This is a genomic window from Nocardioides sp. AE5, assembly GCF_031844485.1.
Taxonomy (GTDB): Bacteria; Actinomycetota; Actinomycetes; order Propionibacteriales; family Nocardioidaceae; genus Nocardioides.
The window spans coordinates 94,330-119,607 of record NZ_JAUZVI010000007.1; the positions used below are offsets into that span (position 1 = coordinate 94,330).

Annotated in this window: 24 protein-coding genes; 13 read left to right on the forward strand and 11 right to left on the reverse strand. The window is 63.0% G+C overall.

Features of this window, described 5'->3' with window-relative positions; genetic code table 11:
• Positions 1-69 precede the first annotated feature (69 nt).
• The 9 genes from Q9R27_RS11765 to Q9R27_RS11805 all read left to right on the forward strand — a co-directional run bounded on the left by Q9R27_RS11765 (position 70) and on the right by Q9R27_RS11805 (position 10,824).
• Positions 70-1,314: an acyl-CoA dehydrogenase family protein gene (locus Q9R27_RS11765; protein WP_311252567.1), complete on the forward strand. Its 1,245-nt coding sequence runs from the start codon at positions 70-72 to the stop codon at positions 1,312-1,314.
• Positions 1,311-2,348: a phosphotransferase family protein gene (locus Q9R27_RS11770; RefSeq protein WP_311252568.1), complete on the forward strand. Its 1,038-nt coding sequence runs from the start codon at positions 1,311-1,313 to the stop codon at positions 2,346-2,348. Before Q9R27_RS11765 ends, Q9R27_RS11770 begins: the two co-directional genes overlap by 4 nt.
• A 2-nt stretch (positions 2,349-2,350) precedes the next feature.
• Positions 2,351-3,631 (forward strand): acyl-CoA dehydrogenase family protein, encoded by a 1,281-nt coding sequence (locus Q9R27_RS11775; protein WP_311252569.1) that lies wholly within the window; start codon positions 2,351-2,353, stop codon positions 3,629-3,631.
• Positions 3,624-4,373 (forward strand): SDR family oxidoreductase, encoded by a 750-nt coding sequence (locus tag Q9R27_RS11780; RefSeq protein WP_311252570.1) that lies wholly within the window; start codon positions 3,624-3,626, stop codon positions 4,371-4,373. Before Q9R27_RS11775 ends, Q9R27_RS11780 begins: the two co-directional genes overlap by 8 nt.
• Before the next feature lie 564 nt (positions 4,374-4,937).
• Positions 4,938-5,945: a glycosyltransferase family 4 protein gene (locus Q9R27_RS11785; RefSeq protein WP_311252571.1), complete on the forward strand. Its 1,008-nt coding sequence runs from the start codon at positions 4,938-4,940 to the stop codon at positions 5,943-5,945.
• Complete coding sequence (locus Q9R27_RS11790) at positions 5,942-8,023, forward strand: glycosyltransferase (RefSeq protein ID WP_311252572.1); 2,082 nt, start codon at positions 5,942-5,944, stop codon at positions 8,021-8,023. The genes Q9R27_RS11785 and Q9R27_RS11790 overlap by 4 nt, the downstream gene beginning before the upstream one ends.
• A gap of 99 nt (positions 8,024-8,122) precedes the next feature.
• Positions 8,123-9,064, forward strand: coding sequence for an NAD-dependent epimerase/dehydratase family protein (locus Q9R27_RS11795; protein WP_311252573.1), 942 nt, complete (start codon positions 8,123-8,125; stop codon positions 9,062-9,064).
• A 194-nt stretch (positions 9,065-9,258) separates the two neighbouring features.
• Positions 9,259-9,648: an acyltransferase gene (locus Q9R27_RS11800; protein ID WP_311252574.1), complete on the forward strand. Its 390-nt coding sequence runs from the start codon at positions 9,259-9,261 to the stop codon at positions 9,646-9,648.
• A gap of 126 nt (positions 9,649-9,774) precedes the next feature.
• On the forward strand, positions 9,775-10,824 hold the full coding sequence (locus Q9R27_RS11805; protein WP_311252575.1) for a glycosyltransferase: 1,050 nt from the start codon (positions 9,775-9,777) through the stop codon (positions 10,822-10,824).
• Here Q9R27_RS11805 and Q9R27_RS11810 read toward each other — a convergent pair.
• From Q9R27_RS11810 to Q9R27_RS11820, 3 genes are read right to left on the reverse strand one after another with little or no spacing between them, the layout of a single operon-like run.
• Positions 10,806-11,729 (reverse strand): sulfotransferase, encoded by a 924-nt coding sequence (locus Q9R27_RS11810; RefSeq protein WP_311252576.1) that lies wholly within the window; start codon positions 11,727-11,729, stop codon positions 10,806-10,808. The genes Q9R27_RS11805 and Q9R27_RS11810 overlap by 19 nt on opposite strands.
• A 13-nt stretch (positions 11,730-11,742) precedes the next feature.
• A complete protein-coding gene (locus Q9R27_RS11815) occupies positions 11,743-13,041 on the reverse strand; it encodes an oligosaccharide flippase family protein (protein WP_311252577.1) in 1,299 nt (432 codons plus the stop codon).
• 10 nt (positions 13,042-13,051) lie between these two features.
• A complete protein-coding gene (locus Q9R27_RS11820) occupies positions 13,052-13,426 on the reverse strand; it encodes an acyltransferase (RefSeq protein ID WP_311252578.1) in 375 nt (124 codons plus the stop codon).
• Between Q9R27_RS11820 and Q9R27_RS11825 the strand changes: the two genes are divergently transcribed.
• From Q9R27_RS11825 to wzy, 3 genes are all read left to right on the forward strand, one after another.
• Positions 13,373-13,615, forward strand: coding sequence for a hypothetical protein (locus Q9R27_RS11825; RefSeq protein ID WP_311252682.1), 243 nt, complete (start codon positions 13,373-13,375; stop codon positions 13,613-13,615). The genes Q9R27_RS11820 and Q9R27_RS11825 overlap by 54 nt on opposite strands.
• 129 nt (positions 13,616-13,744) lie before the next feature.
• Complete coding sequence (locus Q9R27_RS11830) at positions 13,745-14,848, forward strand: glycosyltransferase (protein ID WP_311252579.1); 1,104 nt, start codon at positions 13,745-13,747, stop codon at positions 14,846-14,848.
• A gap of 121 nt (positions 14,849-14,969) precedes the next feature.
• A complete protein-coding gene (gene wzy / locus Q9R27_RS11835) occupies positions 14,970-16,205 on the forward strand; it encodes an O-antigen polysaccharide polymerase Wzy (RefSeq protein ID WP_311252580.1) in 1,236 nt (411 codons plus the stop codon).
• Positions 16,206-16,273: 68 nt separating this feature from the next.
• Here the strand turns inward: wzy and Q9R27_RS11840 are convergent, their stop codons facing one another.
• The 4 genes from Q9R27_RS11840 to Q9R27_RS11855 form a co-directional block, all read right to left on the reverse strand.
• Positions 16,274-17,566, reverse strand: coding sequence for a GTP-binding protein (locus Q9R27_RS11840; protein WP_311252581.1), 1,293 nt, complete (start codon positions 17,564-17,566; stop codon positions 16,274-16,276).
• Positions 17,566-18,480, reverse strand: coding sequence for a sulfate adenylyltransferase subunit CysD (gene cysD, locus Q9R27_RS11845; protein ID WP_311252582.1), 915 nt, complete (start codon positions 18,478-18,480; stop codon positions 17,566-17,568). The genes Q9R27_RS11840 and cysD overlap by 1 nt, the downstream gene beginning before the upstream one ends.
• 60 nt (positions 18,481-18,540) lie before the next feature.
• On the reverse strand, positions 18,541-19,824 hold the full coding sequence (gene tviB, locus Q9R27_RS11850; protein ID WP_311252583.1) for a Vi polysaccharide biosynthesis UDP-N-acetylglucosamine C-6 dehydrogenase TviB: 1,284 nt from the start codon (positions 19,822-19,824) through the stop codon (positions 18,541-18,543).
• 556 nt (positions 19,825-20,380) lie between these two features.
• Positions 20,381-21,337, reverse strand: coding sequence for a sulfite exporter TauE/SafE family protein (locus Q9R27_RS11855; RefSeq protein ID WP_311252584.1), 957 nt, complete (start codon positions 21,335-21,337; stop codon positions 20,381-20,383).
• Between the two features lie 254 nt (positions 21,338-21,591).
• Here Q9R27_RS11855 and Q9R27_RS11860 point away from each other — a divergent pair, with 254 nt between their 5' ends.
• Positions 21,592-22,044 carry a hypothetical protein gene (locus Q9R27_RS11860; protein WP_311252585.1) on the forward strand — a complete coding sequence of 151 codons (453 nt, stop codon included), beginning with the start codon at positions 21,592-21,594 and terminating at the stop codon, positions 22,042-22,044.
• A 21-nt stretch (positions 22,045-22,065) separates the two neighbouring features.
• On the opposite strand, the gene tviB (Q9R27_RS11865) is transcribed toward Q9R27_RS11860, so the two are convergent.
• From tviB (Q9R27_RS11865) to Q9R27_RS11880, 4 genes are all read right to left on the reverse strand, one after another.
• Positions 22,066-23,346 (reverse strand): Vi polysaccharide biosynthesis UDP-N-acetylglucosamine C-6 dehydrogenase TviB, encoded by a 1,281-nt coding sequence (gene tviB / locus Q9R27_RS11865; RefSeq protein WP_311252586.1) that lies wholly within the window; start codon positions 23,344-23,346, stop codon positions 22,066-22,068.
• Between the two features lie 225 nt (positions 23,347-23,571).
• Positions 23,572-23,847: a hypothetical protein gene (locus tag Q9R27_RS11870; protein ID WP_311252587.1), complete on the reverse strand. Its 276-nt coding sequence runs from the start codon at positions 23,845-23,847 to the stop codon at positions 23,572-23,574.
• Between the two features lie 235 nt (positions 23,848-24,082).
• Complete coding sequence (locus Q9R27_RS11875; protein ID WP_311252588.1) at positions 24,083-24,217, reverse strand: hypothetical protein; 135 nt, start codon at positions 24,215-24,217, stop codon at positions 24,083-24,085.
• 40 nt (positions 24,218-24,257) lie between these two features.
• On the reverse strand, positions 24,258-25,208 hold the full coding sequence (locus tag Q9R27_RS11880) for an SEC-C domain-containing protein (protein WP_311252589.1): 951 nt from the start codon (positions 25,206-25,208) through the stop codon (positions 24,258-24,260).
• Positions 25,209-25,278: the final 70 nt, after the last annotated feature.

A 25,278-nucleotide genomic window follows, 5' to 3' on the forward strand; every position in this document is an offset into this window, starting at 1 on the left:
ACTCGCCCCCAACGAACCGAGAGAATTGCCGTGTGGAGTTTTGCAAATGACCCGGAGTTCCAACCTGAATTGGATTGGATCGACACCTTCGTCCGCGAGAAGGTCCAGCCGCTGGACTACCTGCTCGGGAGCCAGTGGAACATCCACGATCCCGAATTCGAGAGATTGGTCCGACCGCTCCAGGCGGAGGTGAAGGCCCGGGGGCTGTGGGCTTGCCACCTCGGTCCGGAACTGGGTGGTCCTGGTTTCGGGCAGCTGAAGCTGGCCTTGATGAACGAGAAGTTCGGCATGTCTCGGTTTGGCCCGATCGTCTTTGGAGCCCAAGCGCCGGACACCGGGAACGCCGAGATCTTGGCTCAATTCGGCACTCCTGAGCAGAAGCGCAAGTACCTTGATCCGTTGCTTGCCAACGAGGTGGTCTCGTGCTTCTCCATGACCGAGCCGCAGGGAGGAGCCGATCCACTCGCCTTCGAGACGAGCGCTGTCCAAGATGGCGACGATTGGGTGATCAACGGGGAGAAGTGGTTTGCCTCAGAAGCGGATGTCGCGGGCTTCATCATCATGATGGTGGTCACCGATCCGGAGGCTTCCAGTCCCTATGAGCGGGCATCGATGTTCATCATCGACCGTGGCACCCCTGGGGTGGAGAACATCCGCAACTACGGCTTCTACGGCGAGCCCGAGGACACCCACGCCCATCTTCGCCTGAGGGACGTCCGTGTCCCTGCCACTCAAATGTTGGGGCGGCGTGGCCAAGCCTTCGCCATCGCACAGACCCGGTTGGGGGGTGGGCGGATGCACCATGCGATGCGCACCTTGGCCCAGGCGACCACCGCGTTCGAGATGCTCTGCGAGCGGGTCGTATCGCGCTCCACGAAGGGTGAGGTCCTGGCGCACAAGCAGATGGTCCAGGAGAAGATCGCAGACCTGTGGGTCCAGCTGCGCCAGTTCCGGTTGTTGGTCCTGGAAACGGCTTGGTTGGCTGACCAGGGCAATGACTGGAAGGCCTTGCGCCTCAATGTCTCAGCGGTCAAGACAGTGATGCCTCGAGTGCTCAACGACGTCGCATCCACTGCACTGCACCTGCACGGGTCACTCGGCATCACCCACGATGTCCCGTTTGCCGAGTGGGTGATCAACTCGTTCCATGTCGGCCTGGCCGACGGGCCGACCGAGGTGCACAAGGTGGTGGTGGCACGGGAGGTCCTCAAGGATGTCCAGGAGGAGACCAACATGTTCCCCAGCTATCTGCGCCACGTGCGCACCGACCAGGCCAAGGCGTTGTACGGCGTGGACGAGATCGGCGTCCAGTGAACAGCCCGGTCGATCTCGGTGCCCTCGCGAACTGGATGGACACCCACGGGTTGGGCTCCGGACCGGTCCGGATCAAGGACCGGTTGGGGGGAGGAACCCAGAACGTGATGCTGCGACTGGTGCGCGACGGTCGGGAGTTCATCTTCCGGCGTGGGCCGGAGCATTTGCGTCCAAAGACCAACGCCGCCATCGCACGGGAGATCCGCGTCCTGACCGCACTCGGCAGCACGGACGTGCCGCATCCGCGGGTGATTGCCTCCTGCCCGGACCCCGAGGTGCTGGGTGGTGCGGTCTTCTATCTGATGGAGCCGATCGATGGCTACAACCCGACTGTGAAGAGCCCGCCGAACGACCGGGAACGACTGCGCTGCTTGGCGTTCAGCGCCGTGGATGCCGTGGCGACGTTGGGCACCGTCGACCATGAGGCGATCGGTTTGGGAGACTTCGGCCGACCCCAGGGCTTCTTGGAGAGGCAGGTGCCCCAGTGGCTGGCGCACCTCGACTCGTTCGCCGAGTTCGAGGACTACCCGGGGCATGGCTTCAGTGGCATCGCCGAGGTCGCTGCATGGCTCGAGGGCAACCGACCGGCCCACTGGGCGCCGGGAATCATGCACGGCGACTTTCACCTTGCCAACGTGATGTGCTCGCCGAAGGATCACCGGGTCGCCGCCATCGTCGACTGGGAGATGGCCACGATCGGTGACCCCCTGCTCGACCTCGGATGGTTGGTCGCAACGTGGCCGTGGCCCGGGCAACCCTCGGTGTTCGGCGAGCCAAGCCAGGTGCTGGGAACAGCGGTGACGGCTGAGGAGCTGGTTGCCAGATACCAGGAGATCTCCGGCCGCGACGTCGCCCAGTGGCGGTGGTACGTCGCCTTGGCGGCGTTCAAGCTCGGCATCGTCATGGAGGGAACACACGCCCGAGCCCATGGTGGGCTGGTCGACGCGGAACTGGGCCAGAAGATGCACCACGGTGCCCAAGCAATGATCCATCGAGCACGTCGCGCAGTCCACGCGACGACTGAGGAAGGATGACAATGTTCCAAACCAGCGCCCGCGGCGCGGAGTTGGCAGAGCGCATGCAGGCGTTCCTGGCCGATGAGGTCTATCGGGCCGAGCGAATCCATGCTGAGCAGGTTGCCGAGGCGGGGGCAACACGACGCCAGCCTCCGGTGCTCGAGGAGTTGAAGCAGCGCGCCAAGCAATTGGGCTTGTGGAACCTGTTCCTGCCCCATCCGGAAGAGGATCACCAGCCGATCGCGAACCTGGACTACGCGCACATCGCGGAGCTGTCCGGACGCAGTCCCCACCTGGCGCCGGAAGCGATCAACGGCTCTGCCCCCGACACGGGCAACATGGAATTGCTCTCGCTCTTCGGCACTGCAGAGCAGAAGCAGCAGTGGTTGCGGCCCTTGATGGACGGCACGATGCGCTCTGCCTACGTGATGACCGAACCGCAGGTGGCCTCCTCGGATGCGAGCAACATCGAGACGAGCATCGTGCGTGACGGGGACGAGTGGGTCGTCAATGGCCGCAAGTGGTGGATCTCGGGTGTCTTGCGGCCCCAGTGCGAATTGCTGGTGCTGCTGGGCATCACGGACCAGTCGGACGAGGCCCCCCGACACCGACGGCACTCGACCGTGCTGATCCCGCGGGACACCCCCGGGGTGCGTGTCGTGCGTGAACTGAGCGTGCTGGGATACGAGCCCTTCGAGAGCCACGTGGAGATGGTCTTCGAGGACGTGCGGATCCCCGTGGAGAATCTCTTGGGTGAGGTCGGTGGTGGGTTTGCCATGTCCCAGGCCCGGTTGGGTCCCGGACGGATCCACCACTGCATGAGGATGATCGGCATGGCCGAGCGCGCGCTCGAGCTCATGATCGATCGAGTTCATGGGCGGAGCACTTTCGGTGTCCCGCTCGTGGACCAAGGCGTGGTGCGCGATTGGATCGCTGACTCACGCATGGAGATCGACCAGGCCCGGCTCTATGTGCTCTACACCGCGCACCTGATGGACACCGTGGGGAACAAGGAGGCTGCGAGCCAGATCTCGGGGATAAAGGTGGTCGTGCCCAACATGGCAGCCAAGGTCATCAATCGGGCCATGCAGGCCTTCGGTGGCGCCGGTCTGGACGGCGGGGTTCCCTTGGCCCGGATGTATGCCGAGGCCCGGATCGTGCGGATCGCCGACGGGCCCGACGAGGTGCACCGTCGCAGTCTGGCCCGTACCGAACTGAGGCGCTTTGCCGACGCGGTCACGCCACGACCCCACGGGCTCACCGCCCACTTGGACCAACCATCGGAGGAGAGAGATGACTGAAACCGAGTTCACTGGCAGAACCGTCCTGATCACCGGCGGGAGCCGGGGCATGGGCGAACAGATGGCGCATGCCTTTGCGGCACGTGGCGCCAACGTGGTGGTGGCGAGCCGCAAGTTGGACGCGTGCGAAGCCGTTGCAGAGAAACTCAACGTGGAGCATGGAGTCCGGGCCCTGCCCGTCGGATTCAACGCGAGTTCATGGGAGGACTGCGACTCATTGATCGAGCGGTCCTACGCGGAATTCGGCAGCGTCGATGTGCTGATCAACAACGCGGGGATGTCACCCCACTATCCGAGCCTTGCAGACGTCACGCCAGAACTGTTCGACAAGGTCATCGGCGTGAACTTGCGCGGCCCCTTCCGGTTGGCAGCTGTGATCGGCACCAGGATGGCTGAAGGGAATGGTGGGTCGATCATCAACATCGGATCGATCGAGGCGATCAGGCCTTCCCCGACCGCCCTGCCCTATGCGGCGGCCAAGGGCGGGTTGCACATCCTCACGGAGGGCTTCGCCCAAGCCTTCGGGCCGACGGTGCGGGTGAACACCATCCAAGCTGGTCCCTTCCTGACGGACATCGCCCAGGGATGGACCGCGGGCTTGCGCCAGGAGATGGAGCAGCATGTCGCGCTCGGTCGGTGCGCGGACGCCCACGAGATAGTTGGGGCCGCGCTCTACTTCGCCAGTGCTGCGTCTTCGTTCACCACGGGCGCGTTGCTGCGGGTTGACGGGGGCTGGAAGTAGCCAACCAGAACCAAGTCACAGGGAGTCAACCTGCCGAACCTCCGGGGTCGCGCCGTCCAGGAAGATGGCCAGGAAGTTGTCCCTGATCTGCTCCAGGTTGGTGTGCTCGGTGGACCGGCTCCACCGTGGTGCCACCCACACCGTGTTCTGGATCAGGCGATAGGCCAGCTCGACGTCCAGATCTGCGCGCAGTGCCCCGGAGGCGACGCCTTCCGGCTGGGGCCGGCTGGAGTCGGGGCAGGCTGACCCGGCGGCGATGCCCAGTGAACTGGGGATCCGCAGCGTGCGGTTCGAGGTCGTGGGCCTGTCAGCCGCCGTGGAGATGGCCGCGGCGCAGGGCTATGACTCGTGGGCGGTGTCGGGGAGTACGAGGACTCTTGACGGATGGCGTATGTCCGCGGTTCGGAAGGGTCATCGTCTCGCTCAGCGAGCGCATCGGCTGAGGACGCGTGCCGTGCCCCATGTCCAAAGTTTCAAGCATCTGCCACGTCGGGAGAGTGTTAGCCCTACACTTCTGGAGGACCTTGCTCTATACGTTTGGGGGAACTGCGGGTGGTTACGCCCATGCCATTGATGGCCGCGCCTGCACTGGCTGAACCGCAGGGTCTTTGGCTCGCCGCAGGAGTCGCACTGGTTGCGACGCTGGTTGCGACTGGTCTCATGATCCCGTTGCTCGGTCGTCATGTCGTGGATCAGCCCAACGCTCGTTCGGGGCATGAGCAGCCGACTCCGCGCGGCGGTGGTCTCGCGGTCCTGATCGGCTTGGCACTCGGTCTTCTCGTCTGGTTCCCGGATGCGCTGCCTGCTCCGTGGGCCTGCCTTCTTGCGTTTGCGGTACTGGCCCTGACTGGCTTTGTCGATGATGTGCGGTCCCTGAATGTGCGCGTGAGGCTGATCGTGCAACTCACTGCCGCGGCAGTGATCGCACTGACGATCCTGGCTCCAGACCGGCCGGCGGACTGGGTTGTGGCTGCGGCTGCGGTTGTCTTCGTGGCCGGTTATGTGAATGCCTTCAATTTCATGGACGGTGCCAACGGAGTAGCCGTGATCTCAGGCGTCGTCGCAGGCGGTTGGTATGCGTGGCTTGGATTCCGCGACGACTTGAACGGTCTCGTCGGCGCCGGGTTGATCCTGGCCGCTGCATGCCTCGGCTTCATGTGGTGGAACATGCGCGGTCGGGTGTTTCTCGGCGATGTCGGGAGCTACTTGCTCGGTGGATTGATCTCGGCGCTGTGTCTGCTCGCATGGCACGCCGACGTCACGTGGACGGAAGCGGGAGCGCCGCTCGTCCTCTTCATTGCAGACACAGCGGTCACCCTTGTCCGCCGGGCGCTCAGCGGCGAACCCATCGGTGAAGCCCACCGCGATCATGTCTATCAACGAGTCATTGACTCCGGTGTCTCTCATCCGACGATGGCGATGATCATCGGAGGTATGACGATCGTTGGTTGTGTGACAGCGGGTCTGACTGTGGAAATACCCGCTATCAGCGTCGCGCTCTGGACGATGATCATTGCCGCATACTTATTGCTACCGCGGGCACTGCGGTCAATGCACAGGAGCACGCCGTGACCGCGAACGAATCACAATCGACCGTAGTTGTCTTCGGGGCGACAGGCTTCGTGGGCCGAGCAATCTCATCGGCCTTGGAGCAGCACGGATACCAGGTCCTCAAGCATCCGACCCCACGATTGAACGCCCGCGGCAGCACGGTGTCCGAGCTGTACGACGAACTTGGAACACAGGTCGATGAGTACGCGGCTCTCTCGGAAGCGTTCATGGGCGCAGCGGCTGTGGTTAACGCTGCTGGTCTTTCGAACTCAACCAGGGGCGATGGATCTGACTTGCTCGGCGCGAACGCCCTGTCCCCGGCCCTGCTCGCGACGCTGGCGGCCCGGGCCGGAGTGTCCCGCTTCGTACACGTCAGTTCGGCGGCGGTCCAAGGATCGTTGACCTTGGACGAGACACCGACCTACGCCCCGTTCTCTCCTTACTCCGAGTCAAAGGCACTGGGAGAGCAGTTGCTTCAGCGACTTCCACAGAGCGCATGCGCCGTTACGATTTATCGACCCACTGGCGTTCACAGCGTGGAGCGCTCCGTCACCAAGAGCTTGGTTCGTTACGCGGGGTCAGCCATCAGTGGCGTGGTCGACGACAGAGCGTATGCGCCACAGATCCTCAGCGAGAACTTGGGCGCCGCGGTGGCGTTCCTTGTTGGCCATCCGTCACCGCCAGCGATAGTTGCTCATCCCCCCGAACTGCGCACGGCTGAACTACTTCAGGCTTTGAGCGGTGGGCGTCGTCCGAAGCGATTCCCTCGACGGGTTGCACGCGCCCTGACCAACGCGGCGCTTCGTAGCCGCCGAACTTCCGCGATTGGGCGACGTCTAGAGGTTCTGCTGTTTGGCCAGGTGAGCAACGCTAGATGGCTGGTGGCGAACGGGTGGACACCAATGCTCGGACCCGAGGCATGGCGGCGTTTGGGAGAATCGATCCGCGCCGAGGGTTCTGATGACGACAAGACCAAGATTGTCTTTGGTGTAACCGCCGGGATTCAGTTGCCCTACCTGGGGCAGACACCAGCCACCTTCGCAGACGCTGGGTACGACGTCACCCTCGTTTCCTCGTTGCCCTACCGGGCCGAATACGACGGGCTCGCCCACGCGACGATCAGCATGGAGCGCGAACCGAGCCCATTTGCGGACGTCAGGGGCTGGTTTGCTTGGCTGCGATTCCTAACGAGGCTTCGCCCCGACGTTGTGATGCTTGGAACACCGAAAGCCAGCCTTCTCGGCCTCACAGCAGCGTGGGTTCGCCGAGTTCCAAACAGGATTTACCTGCTGCGGGGATTGCGGTTGGAGACCACCAAGGGTCCGGCACGGATGATCTTTTGGCTTATGGAGTGGCTGACAATTCGTGCGAGCACAGCTGTGATCCCAGTCAGTCACAGCTTGAACGAACGGGTTCATGCTCTGCGCCTGGCAAAGGTGCAGTCGACGTGTGTGCTTGGTGAGGGCAGTTCGCACGGCGTCGATCTACAGCGCTTTGGGATCAGCGAACGGGATCGGTTGACGATTGGAGCACGGACTCGTGATCTGCTCGACCTATCTCCAGAGTCATATGTGGTGGGATTCGTAGGCAGGATCTGCGAGGACAAGGGGATCAGGGATCTTCTGAGTGCCGTCTCGAGCATGGACGAGGATACGTACCTGATCCTTATCGGACGCGAGGAAGACTCGCTGCTTGACTTGGCCCGCCGGGAGTTGGGTGATCGATTGCGCGTGGTCGAGCATGCTGATCGCATCGAGGACTACATCGCTAGTTTCGACGTCCTCGTGCTCCCCTCCTATCGTGAAGGTTTCCCGAACGTCGTCTTGGAAGCGGGAGCAATGTCCATTCCCTCTGTCGTCAGCGACGCCACGGGCTGCCGAGACGCGGTTGTCCACGACGAGACGGGGCTCGTCGTCCGTACACGGGACGTCCCTGCGCTTTGTGACGCTCTTCAGCGCCTTCGTGATCCAACTGAGCGGAGGAGGATGGGGAGCGCTGCCCAAGCGCGGGTGACCACTCAATTCGATCAGCTAGTGGTGAATGAAGGGTTTGTCGATTTCGTCGACCTGCAGTTGCGGGCATCGGGACCACATGAATAGACCAAACGAAGGTCAGAAATCAGAAAGCTGCGGCATCGGGAGTTCGGCGGTTGGGCGCCGACTCCGCTTGCGGCCGTCGACATGGATTAGAGGAAGCGTATGAAGATCTTGATTACCGGTGGTGCCGGATTCATCGGCGGGAACCTGTGCCGTCGACTGTTGGCGGAGCCAGCAATAACGCAGGTCAGGGTGATCGACGATCTTTCTGGGGGGACGCGTGACGCACTCGACGGCTTGAACGTCGAGTTCCACCACGGAAGCATCCTCGATCAAGACGTACTCGGTGCTGCGGGGGATGGTGTGGACGCCATTGTGCATCTCGCAGCGCTTGGTTCGGTCCCGAGAAGTGTTTCCAATCCGGTGGCCAGCCACGAAGCGAACGCCACTGGCACACTTAGGGTCCTCGAAACTGCGAGGGCCAACGGAAATGCGCACGTGGTTCTCGCCTCCTCATCGTCAGTCTATGGCGCGAATCCGACCATGCCGAAGGCAGAGCATCTCCAACTGATGCCGATGAGCCCCTATGCCGTTTCCAAGGTCGCCACCGAGCAGTACGCCATCGCCTACGCCAAGTGCTACGACCTGCCGGTCCTGCCCTTCCGCTTCTTCAACGTCTTTGGTCCTGGGCAGCGGCCCGGCCATGTATATGCGGCGGTGGTTCCCGTCTTCCTAGAGGCGGCGCTCACAGGCAAGCCTCTGCCGATAAACGGAGACGGTCTGCAGAGCCGGGACTTTACTTATGTCGGAACCGTGGTTGACACGCTCACACAGGCGATTCTCGAGCGGGTTACGAGTGGGCCTACAAACCTTGCCTTTGGGACGCGGACGACACTTCTTGAGTTGGTCTCCGTGATGGAGGAGATCCTCGGGACCACGCTATCCATAGAACGCCGTGAGCCAAGGCCAGGCGATGTTCGTCATTCACAAGCCAGCAATGACGAACTGAGGAAACACTTTCCGGGAGTCCAACCTGTCGACCTGCGGAATGGGATCGATGCAACGGTCCGGTGGATGCAGGAGTACTTAGAGGTTCAGGGATGACTTCGAACGTAGGAAGAGGGCGAGACGTTTACTGGCGCCTGCGCCCGGCTCTCTCCGCGTTGGAGGCTCTTGTGGGCGTACTTCCTCGAGGGCTACTCAGGAGGCTCTTCCTACGGCTTCGAAGAGGTCAGGGCCTGATCGCGCGCGCTGTCAGGTTTGCCGTTCTCCGTCACTTAGCCGCTAGTTGTGGAGAGTTGGTTGACCTGCGCGAAGATGTGTATTTTTTTGCGCCGGAACGGGCTGAGATTGGATCGCGCGTGTCGATCCATCCGCTCTCGTACATCGACGCGACTGGTGGTTTGAAGATCGGGAGTGACACGTCTATCGCACATGGCGTGACGATCATGACTACTTCGCATCAACTTGAAGATCCGAAGGTGCCGATCCGCGACCAAGGTTTGTCCAACCGTCCCGTTGTGATCGGCGATGGGACTTGGATCGGCGCGGGTGCCAAGATTCTCGGTGGGGTGACCGTCGGTCGTGGAGCGGTGATCGCCGCGGGAGCCGTGGCGAACCGCGATGTACCCCCGAATGCGGTTGTCGTAGGGGTTCCAGCTCGCGTCGTCCGCATACGAGGCGAGTGAGCCATGGGGCACAGAGTGGTCATGATCACGGACTCACGTCTTGTCCGAGGCCCCGGCGGGGAACCTGCCACCACGGATCCGGCGTTGGTCGGACGTGGCTGGAACCGCGGTTTGGACGTCCCTGACATGAAGTACGTTGTCAGGGTTGAGGACCGGCGGGATGACAGGGCCGAAGCGGTTGACGCCGAGGTCACCCCATTGCCCTACTACGTTGGCCTGGGCGCCTTCGTTCGCAATCTTCCATCGCTGCTGCGCCTCCTCTGGAAGGCCGTTCGCGAAGCCGATGTCGTGGTGACGAGGTTGCCGGGCCTGATCGGGCTCCTGACCGTTGTCGTGACCACGGTCGCGAGGCGCCCGCTCGCGCTGGAAGTGGTTGGTGATATCTCCGAAGCGCTGGGTCGCCGCACGCTCCTTCAACGGATGATCAGTCGAACAGCTGCCCGTCTCACGGCTAAAGCAGTCAAGCGGGCACGGGGAGTCCGATACGTGACGCAACAGACTCTCCAAGCGTCCTATCCCTGCGCACCCGCCGCACGTTCAGTCGCGTTCAGTTCCGTGCAGTTGGGGCCGTGGCTCTCAGCTCCACGGGCCATGCCGGCGGAGGCGCCGACCATTGTGGCGGTCGGTTCGCAGGAGCAGTTGTACAAAGGTCATGACCTACTCATCGAGGCATTACCAGCCGTGCGAGACGAGATCCCAGGGACGCAACTGGTTCTCATCGGCGGGGGGAGAAGCCAAGGTTACTTACGCGATCTCGCCCGACAAGGCGGCATGGAGGACCACGTCACCTTCGCTGGCCATGTCAAGGACACCGCTGAGGTCATCCGTCACGTGGACCGTGGCTGGGTCTACGCAATGCCGTCGCGTACGGAAGGCCTTCCGCGGGCGCTGGTCGAGGCGATGTCTCGCGAGAAACCCTGCGTTGCGAGCCGAGTGGGTGGTATTACGGAACTGCTTGATGATCTGCAACTCGTTGACGTGGACGACCTAGCCCAACTCGCTCGCAGCTTGACCCAGATTCTGGGCGACGCGAACCTCCGTGCGCGCCTTGGGAGGGAGAACAAAGATCGAATCTCGCCCTACCTGCCAGGGGCGCTGGCGAGGGCCTCCCAGGATTGGACCGGCATCGTGTTATCCCTCGGAGACCCTCGACGGACTCAGGTGGACAACCTATAGCGATAGCGCAAGAGACCGGGAGCGGTCAGACTTGTGACGGTTCGACGATCCTTGCGGCTCATCTCGGCACGCCAGGCTTCGTCGAGTTTCAGTTCAACTGGCCCTGAATGCATTCGGATCGGATTGCCAGAGACGGTATGGGCGATCGACAGGTCTGCTTGTGATCCTGCCAGCCAGCTCAGATCAATTGGTAGATCCAGCTTATGGCCGAGGGCCTGGAGTTCTGAGGCCGGATCGTGAATGAGATCCTCGTACCTCAGCAACGTCGCACGTGTGTTACTCGCTCTGAGGAGGTCGCAGAGCGCATTCTGCCGCATCCAACCGGAGGCGCTCTGTCGAGGGGTCAGGCGGGCCATGAGTGCGGCGGAATCCCCGGAGTCGCTCTTCGGTTTGATCCGCATCGCGGAATGCGCCATCGCCCTGCTGTCACGGACGAGTTGGACGACAGAAAGGTCGATGTCCGGATCGCTCGCCAAGAGAAAGCCATGGGCGGCCCTCTTGGAGGAGTCGACGATGAAGGATCGGCCAGAGTCGGCCTGCACTGAGGCGTATAGCTCTTTGAGCAGCGAAAGATAACGATCGCGATCACGGTCCCACCGGCTCCCGTTCTTCCTGAGCATGCGGGGTATGTTGCGGTTGCGAACGACGCGCGCTTGCAGCGCAAGTATGTCGCCTATCTGCTGCTCGATTTCCTGATACCGAGCACCGTGGGCGTTGCTCCACTCCGTGCAGTCTCGGAACGGCGCACCACAGCCACAGTTCTGATTCTCCAAGTAGCCGCGCTGCCAGATGTTGTGCACCTCCCCCAAGGAGTTGAATCCGGGCATCGAGCCAAACATGCGGTCCAGGATTGTGCTTCCACTACGAGAAGCACCTGCAATAAATATAACGCGGAGTTTTGTCACTATCGTCCTAGGATCATCGTGTAGGAAGGGGCCAGAGTCGAATATTCAACAGTTGCATCGCACGGGCACAAAGAACGAAGTTCCAGAAAATCATTGCGCATGCGGAGCCAACAGCCGCCCCAAGGATCCCCCACTGAGGGGTCAATATATAAACTAGGGCGAGTTGAATTGCTGCGGCAAGGGTGTATACGCGAATCGAGGTCTTCTGGTGCCCCGTCACGTTTAGCATGGAACCGACTGGTCCAGTCCATGCGGTGACCAGGCGGGCCAGCGTTAGCACGATAAGACATGAAACGCCCTCCTTGAACTCGGTGCCGAAGATTCCGAGAAGTTGTGGTGCTGCAACGATGATCACGCCTGCAAGCAGGGCCGAAGGCAGGAAGGCGAAGCGTGCGGACGTTCGAGTCTTGTCCTCCACGCTCTTCCATTGTTCAAGTGCGGCGAGACGCGCAATCTCCGGAGGGACAGCAAGGTTTACTGCCTGAGTCACAATGCTGGCCAATGTTGCCGTCTTGACGCATGCTGCATAGATTCCCGCCTCGAGTGGGCCGAGGATCAGGCCGACGATCAGGATGTCCGAATTGTTCAGGACAAGTTGTGCAGCCTTGATCAGGAGAAGGTGGAAGCTTAGACCGAACCAAGCGCGGCGATCGAACTCTTTGCCAACGCCATGGGTGTTCCGGCGGAATGAGCCTCTGATGTAGATCCACTGGAGGCTGAAGGTCAGGGCTAAACCGATCGCGGTGCACGCAAGCGCCGAAGTCTGATCCAAGTGTGCGAAGCTCCACCACGCAAAGACTGCGACCAAGATCGTGCTGGGTTGCACGATGATGGGAATGATCCGCGACACGATGATCCTGCCGCTAGCGCGCAGGATCTCGGCTTGGAGCATGTTGACCGCAAGAAGCGGAATGAGCACTAGGGCCAGAAATGTGGTCGTTGAAACCTCGTCTCTCTTGAAGATGAGAAGGGCCGCTGCCGCAACGCCTGCAAGGGTCACGCTCGCAGTCCAAGTCCAGTTTCGCGTGAAGGAGAGTAGGCCGGCCAGTCGCGCATGCTCGTTCTTGGCCAGGTAGCGCGGGACATAACGAATGACCATTGCCGACATGCCCAGGCCGGCCGGAATCGCGAGGGTGCTTGCCCAAGTCATCGCGTAGGTGTAGACGCCAAATGCGTGTGCGCCGGCCAGTCTCGCGATCGTGACCTGGGTCCCGAACTTGATCGCCATCGCCAGGACCTCGAGGGACGCCACAAACAGAAGGATCCTGTTGTTGAGTGCGCTCTCCAGCATCTTGCGGACACGTGAATTCATGGCGATCGTGTTAGTCCTGAAGATGCTTCGATCTTAGATAGGATCGCTTCTCGTCCTTGGACATCGACTTCGTCGGCACTCCAGCCTCAACGCTGGCCCGGCGATAGTCGTCGAGACTGCGAAGTGGGCGAGCCGGCACACCTGCCGCGACACAGTCAGCAGGTATGTCCCGTGTGACGACAGCTCCAGCACCGACGACGACGTTGTCACCTATGGATATGCCTGGGAGGATTGTTGCTCCAAATCCCAGAAACACATTGTTCCCGATGCTTATCGGGCCGAACACGTCCAGGTCAGGGTGCTCGTGGCGTAGGACCCATACGCCGCCGTCGTGCGTGAGGAACTGGACGTTCCCCGTGACTGTGACATGGTCGCCGATCGTCACCAAGAAGGGTTCCGACCCGAAGGTGCCTCGGTTGATGCCGAGAAGCCGACAATCTTCGCCGATCGTGACACCCAGGCTTCGGGCGAACGCCACCGGGTTGCGTCGCAGGAGGGCCTGGGCGCGCAGGCGTCCGAAGATCCGTTTCAACATTCATCCCCCAAGGACTTCGATGCCAACATGGCCGCCTGAGTGTAGCGTGACGTCAGCGCGAAGGGTCCAGAAAGGAAGGCGATTGGGCGAAGAAGGGCTCGTCCTGGAGGCGAGGCGTGTAGATTGTTGCTCGTGATGGGGGGTTCGCGCACTAATAGCAGCAAGCCCGTGATCGCGCATATCTTCAGCCGCCTTGAACCGGGCGGAGCTGAGATTCGGACGCTTGACATGATCGAACGGATGTCTGGGTCTGCGACGTTCGTCTTTCTGCTCACGGGACGCCCGGGCGGATCGCTTGAGGAGCGGGCAAGGGGCTTGGGTTGCCAGATCGTGTACGTCGGCTCAGGGGTCGAGTTCGTACAGAACCTGAGGCGCGCAGTGCGGCGACATGGCGTCACGGTGCTCCATGCGCACAGCGCTACGGCGTCAGGGTGGTTTGTCCTGAACGGCTGGGTGCTGGGTGTCCCGCGGAGGATCGCACACTTTCGAAGCGATGGAGATGGTCGATCCAGCAACCCCCGGCGGATTCTTCAGAGGTGGCTGCTACGCGGGCTGATCCGTGTCTTTGCGACCGATATAGTTGCGGTCTCGCCGAGCGCCCTGACGTTCGCAACCTCTGGCCTGCCAGGTCGCCCCGGACAGGTAGTTCCGAGCGGTCTCTCCGTGCGGCCACTGCTCCCGGCAGAAGAGCGGCTTGCCCTGCGAGGCGATCTCGTGGGGTCGGATCAGGTGTGTGTCATCCACATCGGACGTGACCGACCGGAGAAGAATCGCCCGAGGGCTGTTCGAGTGCTTGCTGCGACTCGGCGGTCTGGCGTCGACGCAAAGCTCGTCATCGTTGGGCGCCTGGGTCAGGACGAAGCGATGGACCTTGAGGCCATGGCAGCTGGCGAGGGGGTGCTCGACCACGTTCTCCTTCTTGGAGAACGTGGTGATGTCCAGGAGTTGCTCAGCGTGGCGGATGTCTGCCTTGTCACTTCGCTCCGTGAGGGCCTGCCCGGCTCCGTTCTGGAGGCGTGCGCAATGGGCACCCCCTGTCTCGCGAGCGCGCTCCCCGGGGTCAGGTGGGTGGCCCAGACCTTCGCGTCGGTTCACTTGGCAGAACTGGAGTGGGCAGATGAGGTGTGGGCAGAACTGATCAGAGAGATGTCGAACCACAAAGTCACAGACGACGAGCGCGCAGCATCGCGAGCGCGCTTTGAGACGAGCGCCTTCGGGATGGCGACCGCCGAGCGAGAATATGCAAAGCTCTGGGGCGTCGATGCGGTCTAGTCAGAGACCCCTGGCGATCGGTGCTCACCTGATCGCAATCGCGATATGCGTCCTGACTCCACTCCGCGAGCAATCGCTAGAGACTATAGCGTGGTGGTCGGCGGGTGTCGTCTTGCTGACGATGTGGGCGCAGATCTCCATAAATGGCTTTTGGTCCGCTCGATCAATCTATACCGGGATCGTCATACTCTTCCATCTCGGGTTGGTGGTCTATCCGATACTCAACCTCGACCTGCGCGTGTCCGATGCGCCTATGGAATGGCTGACCCTGCCAGCGGGGCCGCGCGCCATCTGGACGTCCTCACTTGGAGTTCTCAGCATGTCCTTGGCGTGCATTCTTGTCTATGCGCAGCCCCGGAGCGGCGAGCCGGCTCTGCCGGAATACGAGCGAGAACTACGAAGGGTCGCTCCTCGACTCGGCTCGTGGACTGTCGTGGTCTCGGTAGCGGCCTGGGTGTATACGACGGCCAGTGCTATGGGTCTCGGATTCTTCCTTGCTTCCTACGGCGCTTATAAGTCTGCGACCATCGACCTTCCGATGGACTATATCTTTTTCGGCATAACCATGGGAATGGTCCTGCTCGGCACCACTCTTGATGGAGTGCCGAAAGCGGCCCTGGTGGCGTTTGTGATTTTCGCGGTCCTCGGATTCCCAATGGGACTCCGGGGCGAAGTTTTGTTTCCCCTGGTTGCGTACGCGCTCATGCGTGCGCGACACCACCCGATGCCCCGCGCTGGAAGCCTAGTTGTACTGGTTCTAATTGCCCTGTTCTTCATATCGGGCGTCAAGGAGCTCAGGCAGACCGGATGGGGGGACGCCCGGGATGTGCTCACTTCTGCGAATCCGATCGCGGGAGTGGGGGAGCTCGGATACACAGTAAGAACCGTCGCGGAGGTTGATCAATGGCACCAAGCAGGAGAGCTGCCAAGGAACGGGGCCACCTATTGGGCTCCGATCGAAAGACTTAGCAACCGTTTGATGCCGGGCGCAGAGAATGTGGCCGCTAAATACGACTATCGTCTCATGAATGTCGAGATGCGCTCGCGCGCAGGCAACTTGGGTGGGTCAATCATTGCGGAATCTTTCCGGAACTTCGGATTGACTGGTGTCTTCGTTGTCATGTTTTTGACGGGCCTGTTATGTGCGGGCATCGACGTAGCGTCCACTGGTGCCGGTAGGCAGTTGATTCTCGGGGTGTTCTTCGTGGTGTTGCTTCAGCATGTTCGGAATAGTTTCACGCCGATTCCTTTACAGCTACTCATGGGCGTGATGCTGGTGACGGTCGTGATATTTATCGCCCGGAGCATAGCGTCAGTTTCTACGGATGCGCCCAACCGTCGGGCAGCGCGGGCATAGCGATCAACCTGAAGTGAGTTCGTGACTTACCTTCACCACGCCTTCGTCACGGGTGACTGGCGGTTGGGTCAGCCGTTGATCATCCCTGCGCCGACAGTCACGCCCGTCGTTTCATCGATCAGGATGAACGACCCCGTGCTCCGGTTCTTCGCGTAAGGATCGCACAGTAGCGGCACCGTCGTACGGAACTGGACCCGACCGATCTCGTTCAAGCCGAGTTCGGTGGTCTCCAGGTCGCGGTGGAGCGTGTTGACGTCCATCCGGTACTGGATGTCCTTCACCAGGGCTCGCCCGGTGCGCGTGGTGTGCTTGATGGCCAGTTTCTGGCGCGGGCGCAGCGGCTCGTTGATCATCCAGCAGACCATTGCGTCGATGTCCTGCGAGGGCGTCGGCGCGTTCTTGACCCGGGCGATCATGTCGCCGCGGGAGACGTCGAGGTCGTCCTCCAGGCGGACGGTGACCGACATGGGCGGGAACGCCTTGTCGATCTCCTTGTCGAAGAGGTCGATGCCGGCGATCTTGCTGGTCATGCCGGACGGCAGCACGATGACTTCGTCACCGGGCTTGAGGATGCCACCGGCCACCTGGCCGCCGTACCCGCGGTAGTCGTGGTGCTCATCCGACTTGGGGCGGACAACGTATTGCACGGGGAAGCGGACGTCGACCAGGTCGCGGTCGGAGGCGACGTGGACGTTCTCCAGGTGGTGCATCAGGGAAGAGCCCTGATACCACGGCATGTTCTCCGAGCGGTGCACGACGTTGTCGCCCTGGAGCGCAGAGATCGGGATGACCTCCAGATCCGGGACGGAGAGCTTCGTTGCGAACGCGGTGAACTCGGCGTGGATCTTGTCGAAGACCTCTTGCGAGAAGTCGACGAGGTCCATCTTGTTCACGGCCAGCACCAGGTGCGGCACCCGCAGCAGGGAGAGGAGCACGGCGTGGCGCCGGGACTGCTCGGTCAGACCTTGGCGTGCATCCACGAGGACGATGCCGAGGTCTGCGGTGGAGGCGCCGGTGACCATGTTGCGCGTGTACTGCGCGTGGCCCGGGGTGTCGGCGATGATGAACTTGCGCCTGGGGGTCGCGAAGTAGCGGTAGGCGACATCGATGGTGATGCCCTGCTCCCGTTCGGAACGCAGCCCGTCGGTCAGGAGCGCCAGGTCGGTGTAGTCGTAGCCCTTGTCCTGGCTGGTCGCCTCGACGGCCTCGAGTTGGTCCTCGAAGATCGCCTTGGAGTCGAGCAGGAGGCGCCCGATCAGGGTCGATTTGCCGTCGTCCACCGAGCCGGCCGTGGCGAAGCGGAGCAGGTCCATGTCGGGGTTGAGCGCCTCGGGGGAGGGCTGGTCAGTCGTGGTGGCCATCAGAAGTAGCCCTCCTTCTTCCGGTCTTCCATGGCGGCCTCGGAGAACCTGTCGTCGCCACGGGTGGCGCCGCGCTCGGTCACGCGCGCGATGGCGATCTCGTCGATGATCTGGGCTGTGGTCGCGGCCTCCGACTCGACGCACCCGGTCAGGGTCATGTCGCCGACGGTGCGGAAGCGGACCGTGCGGGTCTCGATCGTTTCGTTGCCCTTGGGCTGGACCGCGTCGCTGGCAGAGAGCAGCATGCCGTCACGGGCGATCACGTCGCGCTGGTGGGAGAAGTAGATCGAGGGGATCTCGATCTGCTCGCGGTGGATGTAGTGCCAGATGTCCAGCTCGGTCCAGTTGGAGAGCGGGAAGATGCGCATGTGCTCGCCCTCGCGGATCCTGCCGTTGTAGAGGCTCCACAGCTCGGGGCGCTGCATCTTGGGGTCCCACTGGCCGAAGTCGTCGCGGTGCGAGTAGACGCGCTCCTTGGCGCGGGCCTTCTCCTCGTCGCGACGGCCGCCACCGAAGGCGGCGGTGAAGCCGTGGGCCTCGATCGCGTTGAGCAGGGTGCCGATCTGGAGGCGGTTGCGGCTGATCTTGCCGTCGTCGGTGACGACACCGTTCTTGATCGCCTCATCGACGCTGGCGACGATCATCCGCACCCCCAGGCGGTTGACCCAGTTGTCCCGGGTGGCGAGCACCTCGGGGAAGTCGAAGCCGGTGTCGACCTGCATCAGGGGGAAGGGAACCTTCGCCGGGTAGAACGCCTTCTCCGCCAGGCGGAGCATGACGATCGAGTCCTTGCCGCCGGAGAAGAGGAGCACGGGCTTCTCGAACTCTGAGGCCACCTCCCGGAAAATGTGGATCGACTCGGCTTCCAACTGGTCCAGTTGGCTCAATTGATAGTCGGGCTGGGCGCTACTCATGGAGCCAACCTTGTCTCTCTTGACGCATTTTGGGCAACGCCATCCGCTGAGCGAGACGAGTCACAGACGTAGATCTGAGTCTGCTGGGGCAAGAATGCTCTTGAGGTCGAAGAGGACGTGGTCGGGTTTGCCGTAGGCGTGGATGCCTTCGGCGCCGAGTTCGCGGAAGTTGTTGTGGGCGACGGCGAGGACGATGCCGTCGTAGGTGCCGTGTTGGGGGTCGGTGGTGACGTCGATGTCGTATTCGTGCTTGGCTTCGGCGGCGTCGACCCAAGGGTCGTGGACGTCGACGGTGAGTCCGTAGGCTTCGAGTTCGGCGACGATGTCGACGACGCGGGTGTTGCGCAGGTCGGGAGTGTTCTCCTTGAAGGTGAGCCCCAAGATCAAGATTCGAGCTGCGCCGATGTTGATGTTCTTCTGAATCATGGCGCGGACCAGCCGCGATGCGACGTACTGGCCCATGGAGTCGTTGAGGCGGCGTCCAGAGAGAATGACCTGGGGGTGATAGCCAACGGCCTGGGCCTTGTGGGTCAGGTAGTAGGGGTCGACGCCAATGCAGTGGCCACCGACCAAGCCGGGCTGAAACCTCAAGAAATTCCATTTGGTGCCGGCGGCTTCCAAGACTGCCTGGGTGTCGATGTCGAGGATGTTGAAGATCTTCGCAAGCTCGTTGATCAGGGCGATGTTGACGTCGCGCTGGGTGTTCTCGATGACCTTGGCGGCCTCCGCGACCTTGATCGAGGGTGCCAAGTGGGTGCCCGCCTTGACTACGGATTTGTAGAGCGAGTCGACAAACTCTGCTGCCTCGGGAGTGGAGCCCGACGTCACCTTGGTGATGCTCTCGAAGCGGTGCTCCTTGTCGCCCGGATTGATCCGCTCGGGGGAGTAACCGACGTAGAAGTCCTGGTTGAAGGTGAGGCCGCTCAGTTCCTCCAAGAGCGGGACGCACTCCTCCTCGGTGGCGCCCGGGTAGACGGTGGACTCGTAGATCACCACGTCGCCCTTCTTCAGCGCGGCGGCGACCGAGCGCGTGGCGGAGAGCACCGGGCGAAGATCTGGGGTCTTGTGCTCATCGATCGGGGTTGGGGTGGTCACGATGAAGACGTTGGCGTCGTCGAGGCTGGCGGGATCGCTCGAGACCGTCAGGCGACCCGCCGCTGCGAGCTCCTCCTGGGTCAGCTCGTGGGTGCGATCATGACCATCGTTCAGTTCCTTGATGCGAGTCTCGTTGATGTCGAAGCCGACGACGTCGTACTTCTTGGAGAACGAGACCGCCAAGGGGAGGCCTACGTAGCCGAGGCCGACCACGGCGATGCGTGCGTTGGCAAGGTCGAAAATCGTCATCTGTGGTGTTCCCCCGGTATGTAACTGAACGCTGAGGCGGTGAGCCGCCGGATCAACGGTAGTGGATGGGCTCACTGTCTGTGGTCAACCCACCATGAATGGACGATCTTGCTTGGCCTGGTGGATGAGCGCGACTGACTGCTTTCTGCGACGTGCCGGGTCAAGTCCGCTGGGGGTGTACGAGGTTGATCCCTCGGTTGGGCGTGTCGGTCATGCCGTGAGGGGCGGAAGGGTGTTGTAGGGCTCCGATGGGTTCCAACGCATGTGTTAAACCCTTCGACAGATGGAGAAGACGTGTTAAAAATACCGAGAATAACTAGCATTTCCGATCCCACCTTGGATGTCAACCACAATGCTCCGGGCAGGCTCTGCGCTCAGCGGCCCCGGCCGTGCGATGCGCGGTGCGGGCAGGAACCCGGGTGCTTGAGTCGACACCGGATCGTCCGATACAGACGCCTGATCTTGCGCACGCGCCCAGCGCAGTGAGGAAAACTGGCCTTCGTGGCAGAACGGGCAAACTCGTTGGAGTGGGTGTTGGTCGACGTACGGCGGGGTCTCAGCGCCGCTCGGAGGACTCCGCGTCTGCGTCGTGGTCGGGGGCGTGCCAGGCGCCGGCCTTGTGGTCGAAGGCAGGCAGGCCCTGGCTCTGACGTGCGAAGGACCAGGCCAGGGGGCCGAGCAGGAGCAGGCCTGCGCCGATGATGCCGACCGCCTCCGGCGAGACGCCCAGCAGCTTGAGGCCGGTCAGCGACAGGACGATGACGATGCCGCGGCGGATCACCGACTGGCTCACCCGGTGCGCCAGGCGAGCGCCGAGGAAGGTGCCGGGGATGCCGCCGACGATCAAGGGGATCAGCACATCCCAGTCGACGCCGTGGACGATCACGTGGCCCACCGCGGCAGCGAAGACCAACGGGACGGCCTGGACCAGGTCAGTGCCGACCAGCTTGACCGCCGACAGCGTCGGATAGAGCAGCAACAGGGCGACCATGATCAGTGAGCCCGAGCCGACCGAGGTGATGCCGACCAGGAGGCCGCCGATCATCCCCACCATCAGCGTGGGGACGGTGCGGACCCGGGGCGTGTCGGTGGAGACCACGTTGCCCTGGGCGACGTACCTCATCTGGAGATAGATGCGCAGGGTGTAGGTGGTGGCCGTGAAGAGGAGCGCGATGCCGATGGCCATCTTCACGAAGTCGTCGGGAGTGTGGCCGCCCCAGTGGTCGATGATGAAGGCGCCGGCGAAGGCGAACGGGACCGAGCCGATGATCAGGAGCCCGGCCAGCCGGAGATTGGGGGAGCCGTGGCGCCAGTGGACCGCCGCGCCCACCGACTTGGTGACCGAGGCGGAGACCAGGTCATTGGCCACGGCTGCGGTGGGTGGGATGCCGAGGAAGATCAGCGCCGGCGTCATCAGCGCGCCGCCGCCCATGCCGGTGAGGCCGACCACGATGCCGACGCCGAAGGAGACGGCCAGGACGGCCAGTGCGGCCGTGGTCCAGATGTCGGGCATGGGGACGAGTATGCGGGTTCCGGGCCTTGCTTCGCAGCAATCTCACGTAATTTTCTTGTCTTTGGATATTTGATGGAGACGCTGCGTGCGAGTGGACCCGGTTGTTGTCCGCAGGTGTGGTTGAGGACGGAGTTGTCCACAGGTCACGACGAGGCGACGGCGTGGGCCGTGTTTCGTTCCTAGCGTGGTGCTGAGCGCGCCTGCGGGGCGCATGTTGGGCGAATCGCTGGCCGATCGATGGGAAGGGTGTCACCATGACTGTGGAGGAGCAGCATCGTCGTCAATTGCAGGAGGCCCTGGTGGACCGGATTGGTTCGGGTCTTGCGGACACGTTGATGAGCTATCTGCCGCCGGTGGGGTGGGCGGATGTGGCGACCAAGCATGATGTCCAGGCGTTGCGGGTGGCGACGAAGCAGGACGTGCAGGTTGTGCGGGTTGATGTGGAGGCGCTGCGTGCCGATGTTGAGGCGTTGCGGGTAGCGACGAAGCAGGACCTGGACACGCTGCAGGCGGTGCTGCACGCAGAGATTGCTGAACTGGGTGCGGACCTGCGCCGTGAGATGGCCGAGATGGGTGCGGACCTGCGGCGCGAGATGGCCGAGATGAATGCGGGCTTCCAGGCCGCGCTGCGCACGCAGTTCTACTGGACCATCACGCTGATGGTGCTGCTGATGACCGGCTTCGTGGCAGCACTCAAACTGGTCTGAGCCACCGCGGCCCGACCGGTCTCAGAGGCGGAGGTCGGAGTCTTCCTTGTCGAGGACGCTCTTGAGGTCGAAGAGGACGTGGTCGGGTTTGCCGTAGGCGTGGATGCCTGGGGCGCCGAGTTCGCGGAAGTTGTTGTGGGCGACGGCGAGGACGATGCCGTCGTAGGTGCCGTGTTGGGGGTCGGTGGTGACGTCGATGTCGTATTCGTGCTTGGCTTCGGCGGCGTCGATCCAGGGGTCGTGGACGTCGACCTGGAGTCCGTAGGCTTCGAGTTCGGCGACGATGTCGACGACGCGGGTGTTGCGCAGGTCGGGGGTGTTCTCCTTGAAGGTGAGGCCCAGGACGAGGACGCGGGCGTCGCGCAGGTCGATGTTCTTGGCGATCATGGTGCGGACCAGGCGGGTGGCGGCGTACTCGCCCATGGAGTCGTTGAGGCGGCGTCCGGCGACGATGACTTCGGGGTGGTAGCCGACGGCCTGGGCCTTGTGGGTGAGGTAGTAGGGGTCGACGCCGATGCAGTGCCCGCCGACCAGGCCGGGTTGGAACTTGAGGAAGTTCCACTTGGTGCCGGCGGCCTCGAGGACGGCCTTGGTGTCGATGTCGAGGAGGTTGAAGATCAGGGCGAGTTCGTTGATCAGGGCGATGTTGACGTCGCGTTGGGTGTTCTCGATGACCTTGGCGGCTTCGGCGACCTTGATCGAGGGAGCCAGGTGGGTGCCGGCGGTGACGACGGAGGAGTAGAGGCCGTCGATGAACGTGGCTGCTTCGGGGGTGGAGCCGGAGGTGATCTTGAGGATGTTCTCGAAGCGGTGTTCCTTGTCGCCGGGGTTGATCCGTTCGGGGGAGTAGCCGACGTAGAAGTCCTTGTTGAAGGTGAGGCCGGAGAGTTCTTCGAGGAGGGGGACGCAGTCTTCTTCGGTGGCGCCGGGGTAGACGGTGGATTCGTAGATGACGGTGTCGCCGGGGTTGAGGACGGCGGCGACGGTGCGGGTGGCGGAGAGGACCGGGGTGAGATCGGGGTTCTTGTGTTCGTCGATGGGGGTGGGGGTGGTGATGATGAAGACGTTGACCTCATCGAGGGTGGCGGGGTCGGCCGAGCAGGTGAGGCGGCCGGCTTCGGCAAGTTCTTCGGCGCTGAGTTCGCGGGTGCGGTCGTGGCCGGCGTTGAGTTCGGCGATGCGTTCGGTGTTGATGTCGAAGCCCACCACGTCGTACTTCTTGGAGAACGAGACCGCCAGTGGCAGTCCGACGTACCCAAGGCCGATCACGCCGATGCGTGCAGTGGCAAGGTCAAGGCTCATGTCATTCCCTCGATCGTGGGTGAGGCGTGGTGCGGGGTGTCCGACTGCCCAACGGTAATCGATCGACGCGCCGAAGCCGTGATGCACCCGCGCCGGGGGAGTCGATGTGATCCGAGCCTCGCCGGGGAGGAGACCGCCTGGAGCGACGGTCGGCACGCCAGTGGGGGCGTGTGTCTGGTGCACGAGAAGCTCAGAAGAGGCTGGCTTGCGCCGGTGGTGCCGGATTCAGGCTTCGGCACCAGGCCCGGATTGAGGCATCCGGGTCGAGGCGGCAAGTGTTTGGGCACGCAACTCCTCGCCACGTGCGGGCAACAGTTGCAGTGCTGCCAACCTGGCTGACTTGTGCGGCCAGGTGAGTGATTGATCCAGCAACGGTCCGGCGGTGCCGGGGGAAGCGGCCAACGGTCCGGCGGTGTCGGGGGAAGCGGCGCGGACGGTACCGGTGACCACGACCGCAGCGTCCCGGGCAGGGAGTTCCCCTGCCCGCGTCAAGATGGCCACTGCGCCGACCAGGCTCCGCCGGATCAGATCACCAACCGCCCGGGACCGCAACGGCGGCATGACCCACAGTTCACTGACCACCATCGTCCCGGGGGCTACCCCCGCCGGCACGGAGTGGTCGTCGGGAACGTCACCATAACGTCCAGTCGGTGCGTGAACGGGACCTTGTCATGCCGCAGGAGCAGGCCTGCGAGGTCGTCCTGGGCGGCCATGGTGAGGATGCCCGTCTCGAGGATCACCGGGAGCACCTGGCCGCTGACCCCGCGCCATCGCCGTGCGCCTCGGCGAACATCTCGGCGGCCAGCGCTGCAGGGAATAGACCGCCGGTCCAGTTGATCAGGAGCCGGTGCATGTCTTCGCGGCTGGTCACTGCAGCGAGTTCGTGGAGATCGGCCGTCTGTCCATGGGTCTCAGCCCGGGGCCGACAAGGGATCCGGTGCGTCGCAGCACTTCTTGTACTTGCGCTCCGAACCGCACCAGCAGGCCTCGTTGCGTCCCGGCGGCCACGCCAGGATCTCCCCGCCCGCGTGCGCCTCCTCCATGTAGGCCAGGCGCGTCGCCTCCTGCAGCGGGTCGTTCCCGGTCCGGGTCAGGTGGTCGTCGAACCCCGCCACGCTGGCGATGACCAGTTCGACCCGATCGGCAGGGTTGGCCCGCGCTCCGTCGCGCAACTCCGCCTCGACGGTGCGATGGTTGCCGAGCACCTTGGCGGTGAACACTTCGGGCCAGCGCTGTGCCGCCTCGGCCTGCTCGGCACGTCGCCAGACCAGGAGCCGGACCAGCCGCTGCCCGGAGTCCTCACGTTCCTGGGCAGCGGCGTACGCCTCGATCCGTTCGCCGAATTCCCTACCGCGGCGGCGGAGTTCCTCGGCGAGGTCGTCGTACTCGTCCGGTGCCAGCCCCAACTCCCGGCGTACGTCGCGTCGCCCGAGGAACATCGGAGCCATCGGGCTGGGCAGATCGCTGTTTCGGAGCTGGGCGACGGCTTCCGCGCCGTACAGTCCGATGGCGAGGTCGAACCAGCGCAGCGCCTCGGCGTACCGACCGTACTCGGCCAGCAACTCGCCAGCCATCTCTGCGGCGCCGCTGTTGTCGTTGAGCACCTCCTCGGCCTCGGCCAGCCAGGCGTGTGCCTGGTCGTCGTCACCCTCCTCGAAGGCCAGATCGGCCAGGGTGACGCAGGCGTACGCCGCGTCCTCGCCGCCGAGATCTCGGACCTGCTCCAGGAGGGCGTGGGCGCGTGTTGCATCATCCCCGAGCCGCCACTGATGAGCGGCCTCCATCAGGAGTTCGCCAGCTTCGTCGGGATAGCGCGCGGCGTCGGCCTCCAGGTCGAGCGCGTACGTCGAGGTGTCGGCCATGGAGGAAACGGTACTTCGTGCGCCTGCCCACGCGATGGGCCCGTCCGTCTGATCGCGACGGGAAGGTGAT

Excerpts from the sequence above, each read along its gene's own strand:
- Q9R27_RS11775 (WP_311252569.1), top strand. The coding sequence starts at position 2,351 with ATGTTCCAAACCAGCGCCCGCGGCGCGGAGTTGGCAGAGCGCATGCAG.
- Q9R27_RS11780 (WP_311252570.1), top strand. The coding sequence starts at position 3,624 with ATGACTGAAACCGAGTTCACTGGCAGAACCGTCCTGATCACCGGCGGG.
- Q9R27_RS11785 (WP_311252571.1), top strand. The coding sequence starts at position 4,938 with ATGCCATTGATGGCCGCGCCTGCACTGGCTGAACCGCAGGGTCTTTGG.
- Q9R27_RS11795 (WP_311252573.1), top strand. The coding sequence starts at position 8,123 with ATGAAGATCTTGATTACCGGTGGTGCCGGATTCATCGGCGGGAACCTG.
- Q9R27_RS11805 (WP_311252575.1), top strand. The coding sequence starts at position 9,775 with ATGAAGTACGTTGTCAGGGTTGAGGACCGGCGGGATGACAGGGCCGAA.
- Q9R27_RS11815 (WP_311252577.1), bottom strand. The coding sequence starts at position 13,041 with ATGAATTCACGTGTCCGCAAGATGCTGGAGAGCGCACTCAACAACAGG.
- wzy (WP_311252580.1), top strand. The coding sequence starts at position 14,970 with ATGTGGGCGCAGATCTCCATAAATGGCTTTTGGTCCGCTCGATCAATC.
- Q9R27_RS11840 (WP_311252581.1), bottom strand. The coding sequence starts at position 17,566 with ATGGCCACCACGACTGACCAGCCCTCCCCCGAGGCGCTCAACCCCGAC.
- cysD (WP_311252582.1), bottom strand. The coding sequence starts at position 18,480 with ATGAGTAGCGCCCAGCCCGACTATCAATTGAGCCAACTGGACCAGTTG.
- tviB (WP_311252583.1), bottom strand. The coding sequence starts at position 19,824 with ATGACGATTTTCGACCTTGCCAACGCACGCATCGCCGTGGTCGGCCTC.
- Q9R27_RS11855 (WP_311252584.1), bottom strand. The coding sequence starts at position 21,337 with ATGCCCGACATCTGGACCACGGCCGCACTGGCCGTCCTGGCCGTCTCC.
- Q9R27_RS11860 (WP_311252585.1), top strand. The coding sequence starts at position 21,592 with ATGACTGTGGAGGAGCAGCATCGTCGTCAATTGCAGGAGGCCCTGGTG.
- tviB (WP_311252586.1), bottom strand. The coding sequence starts at position 23,346 with ATGAGCCTTGACCTTGCCACTGCACGCATCGGCGTGATCGGCCTTGGG.
- Q9R27_RS11880 (WP_311252589.1), bottom strand. The coding sequence starts at position 25,208 with ATGGCCGACACCTCGACGTACGCGCTCGACCTGGAGGCCGACGCCGCG.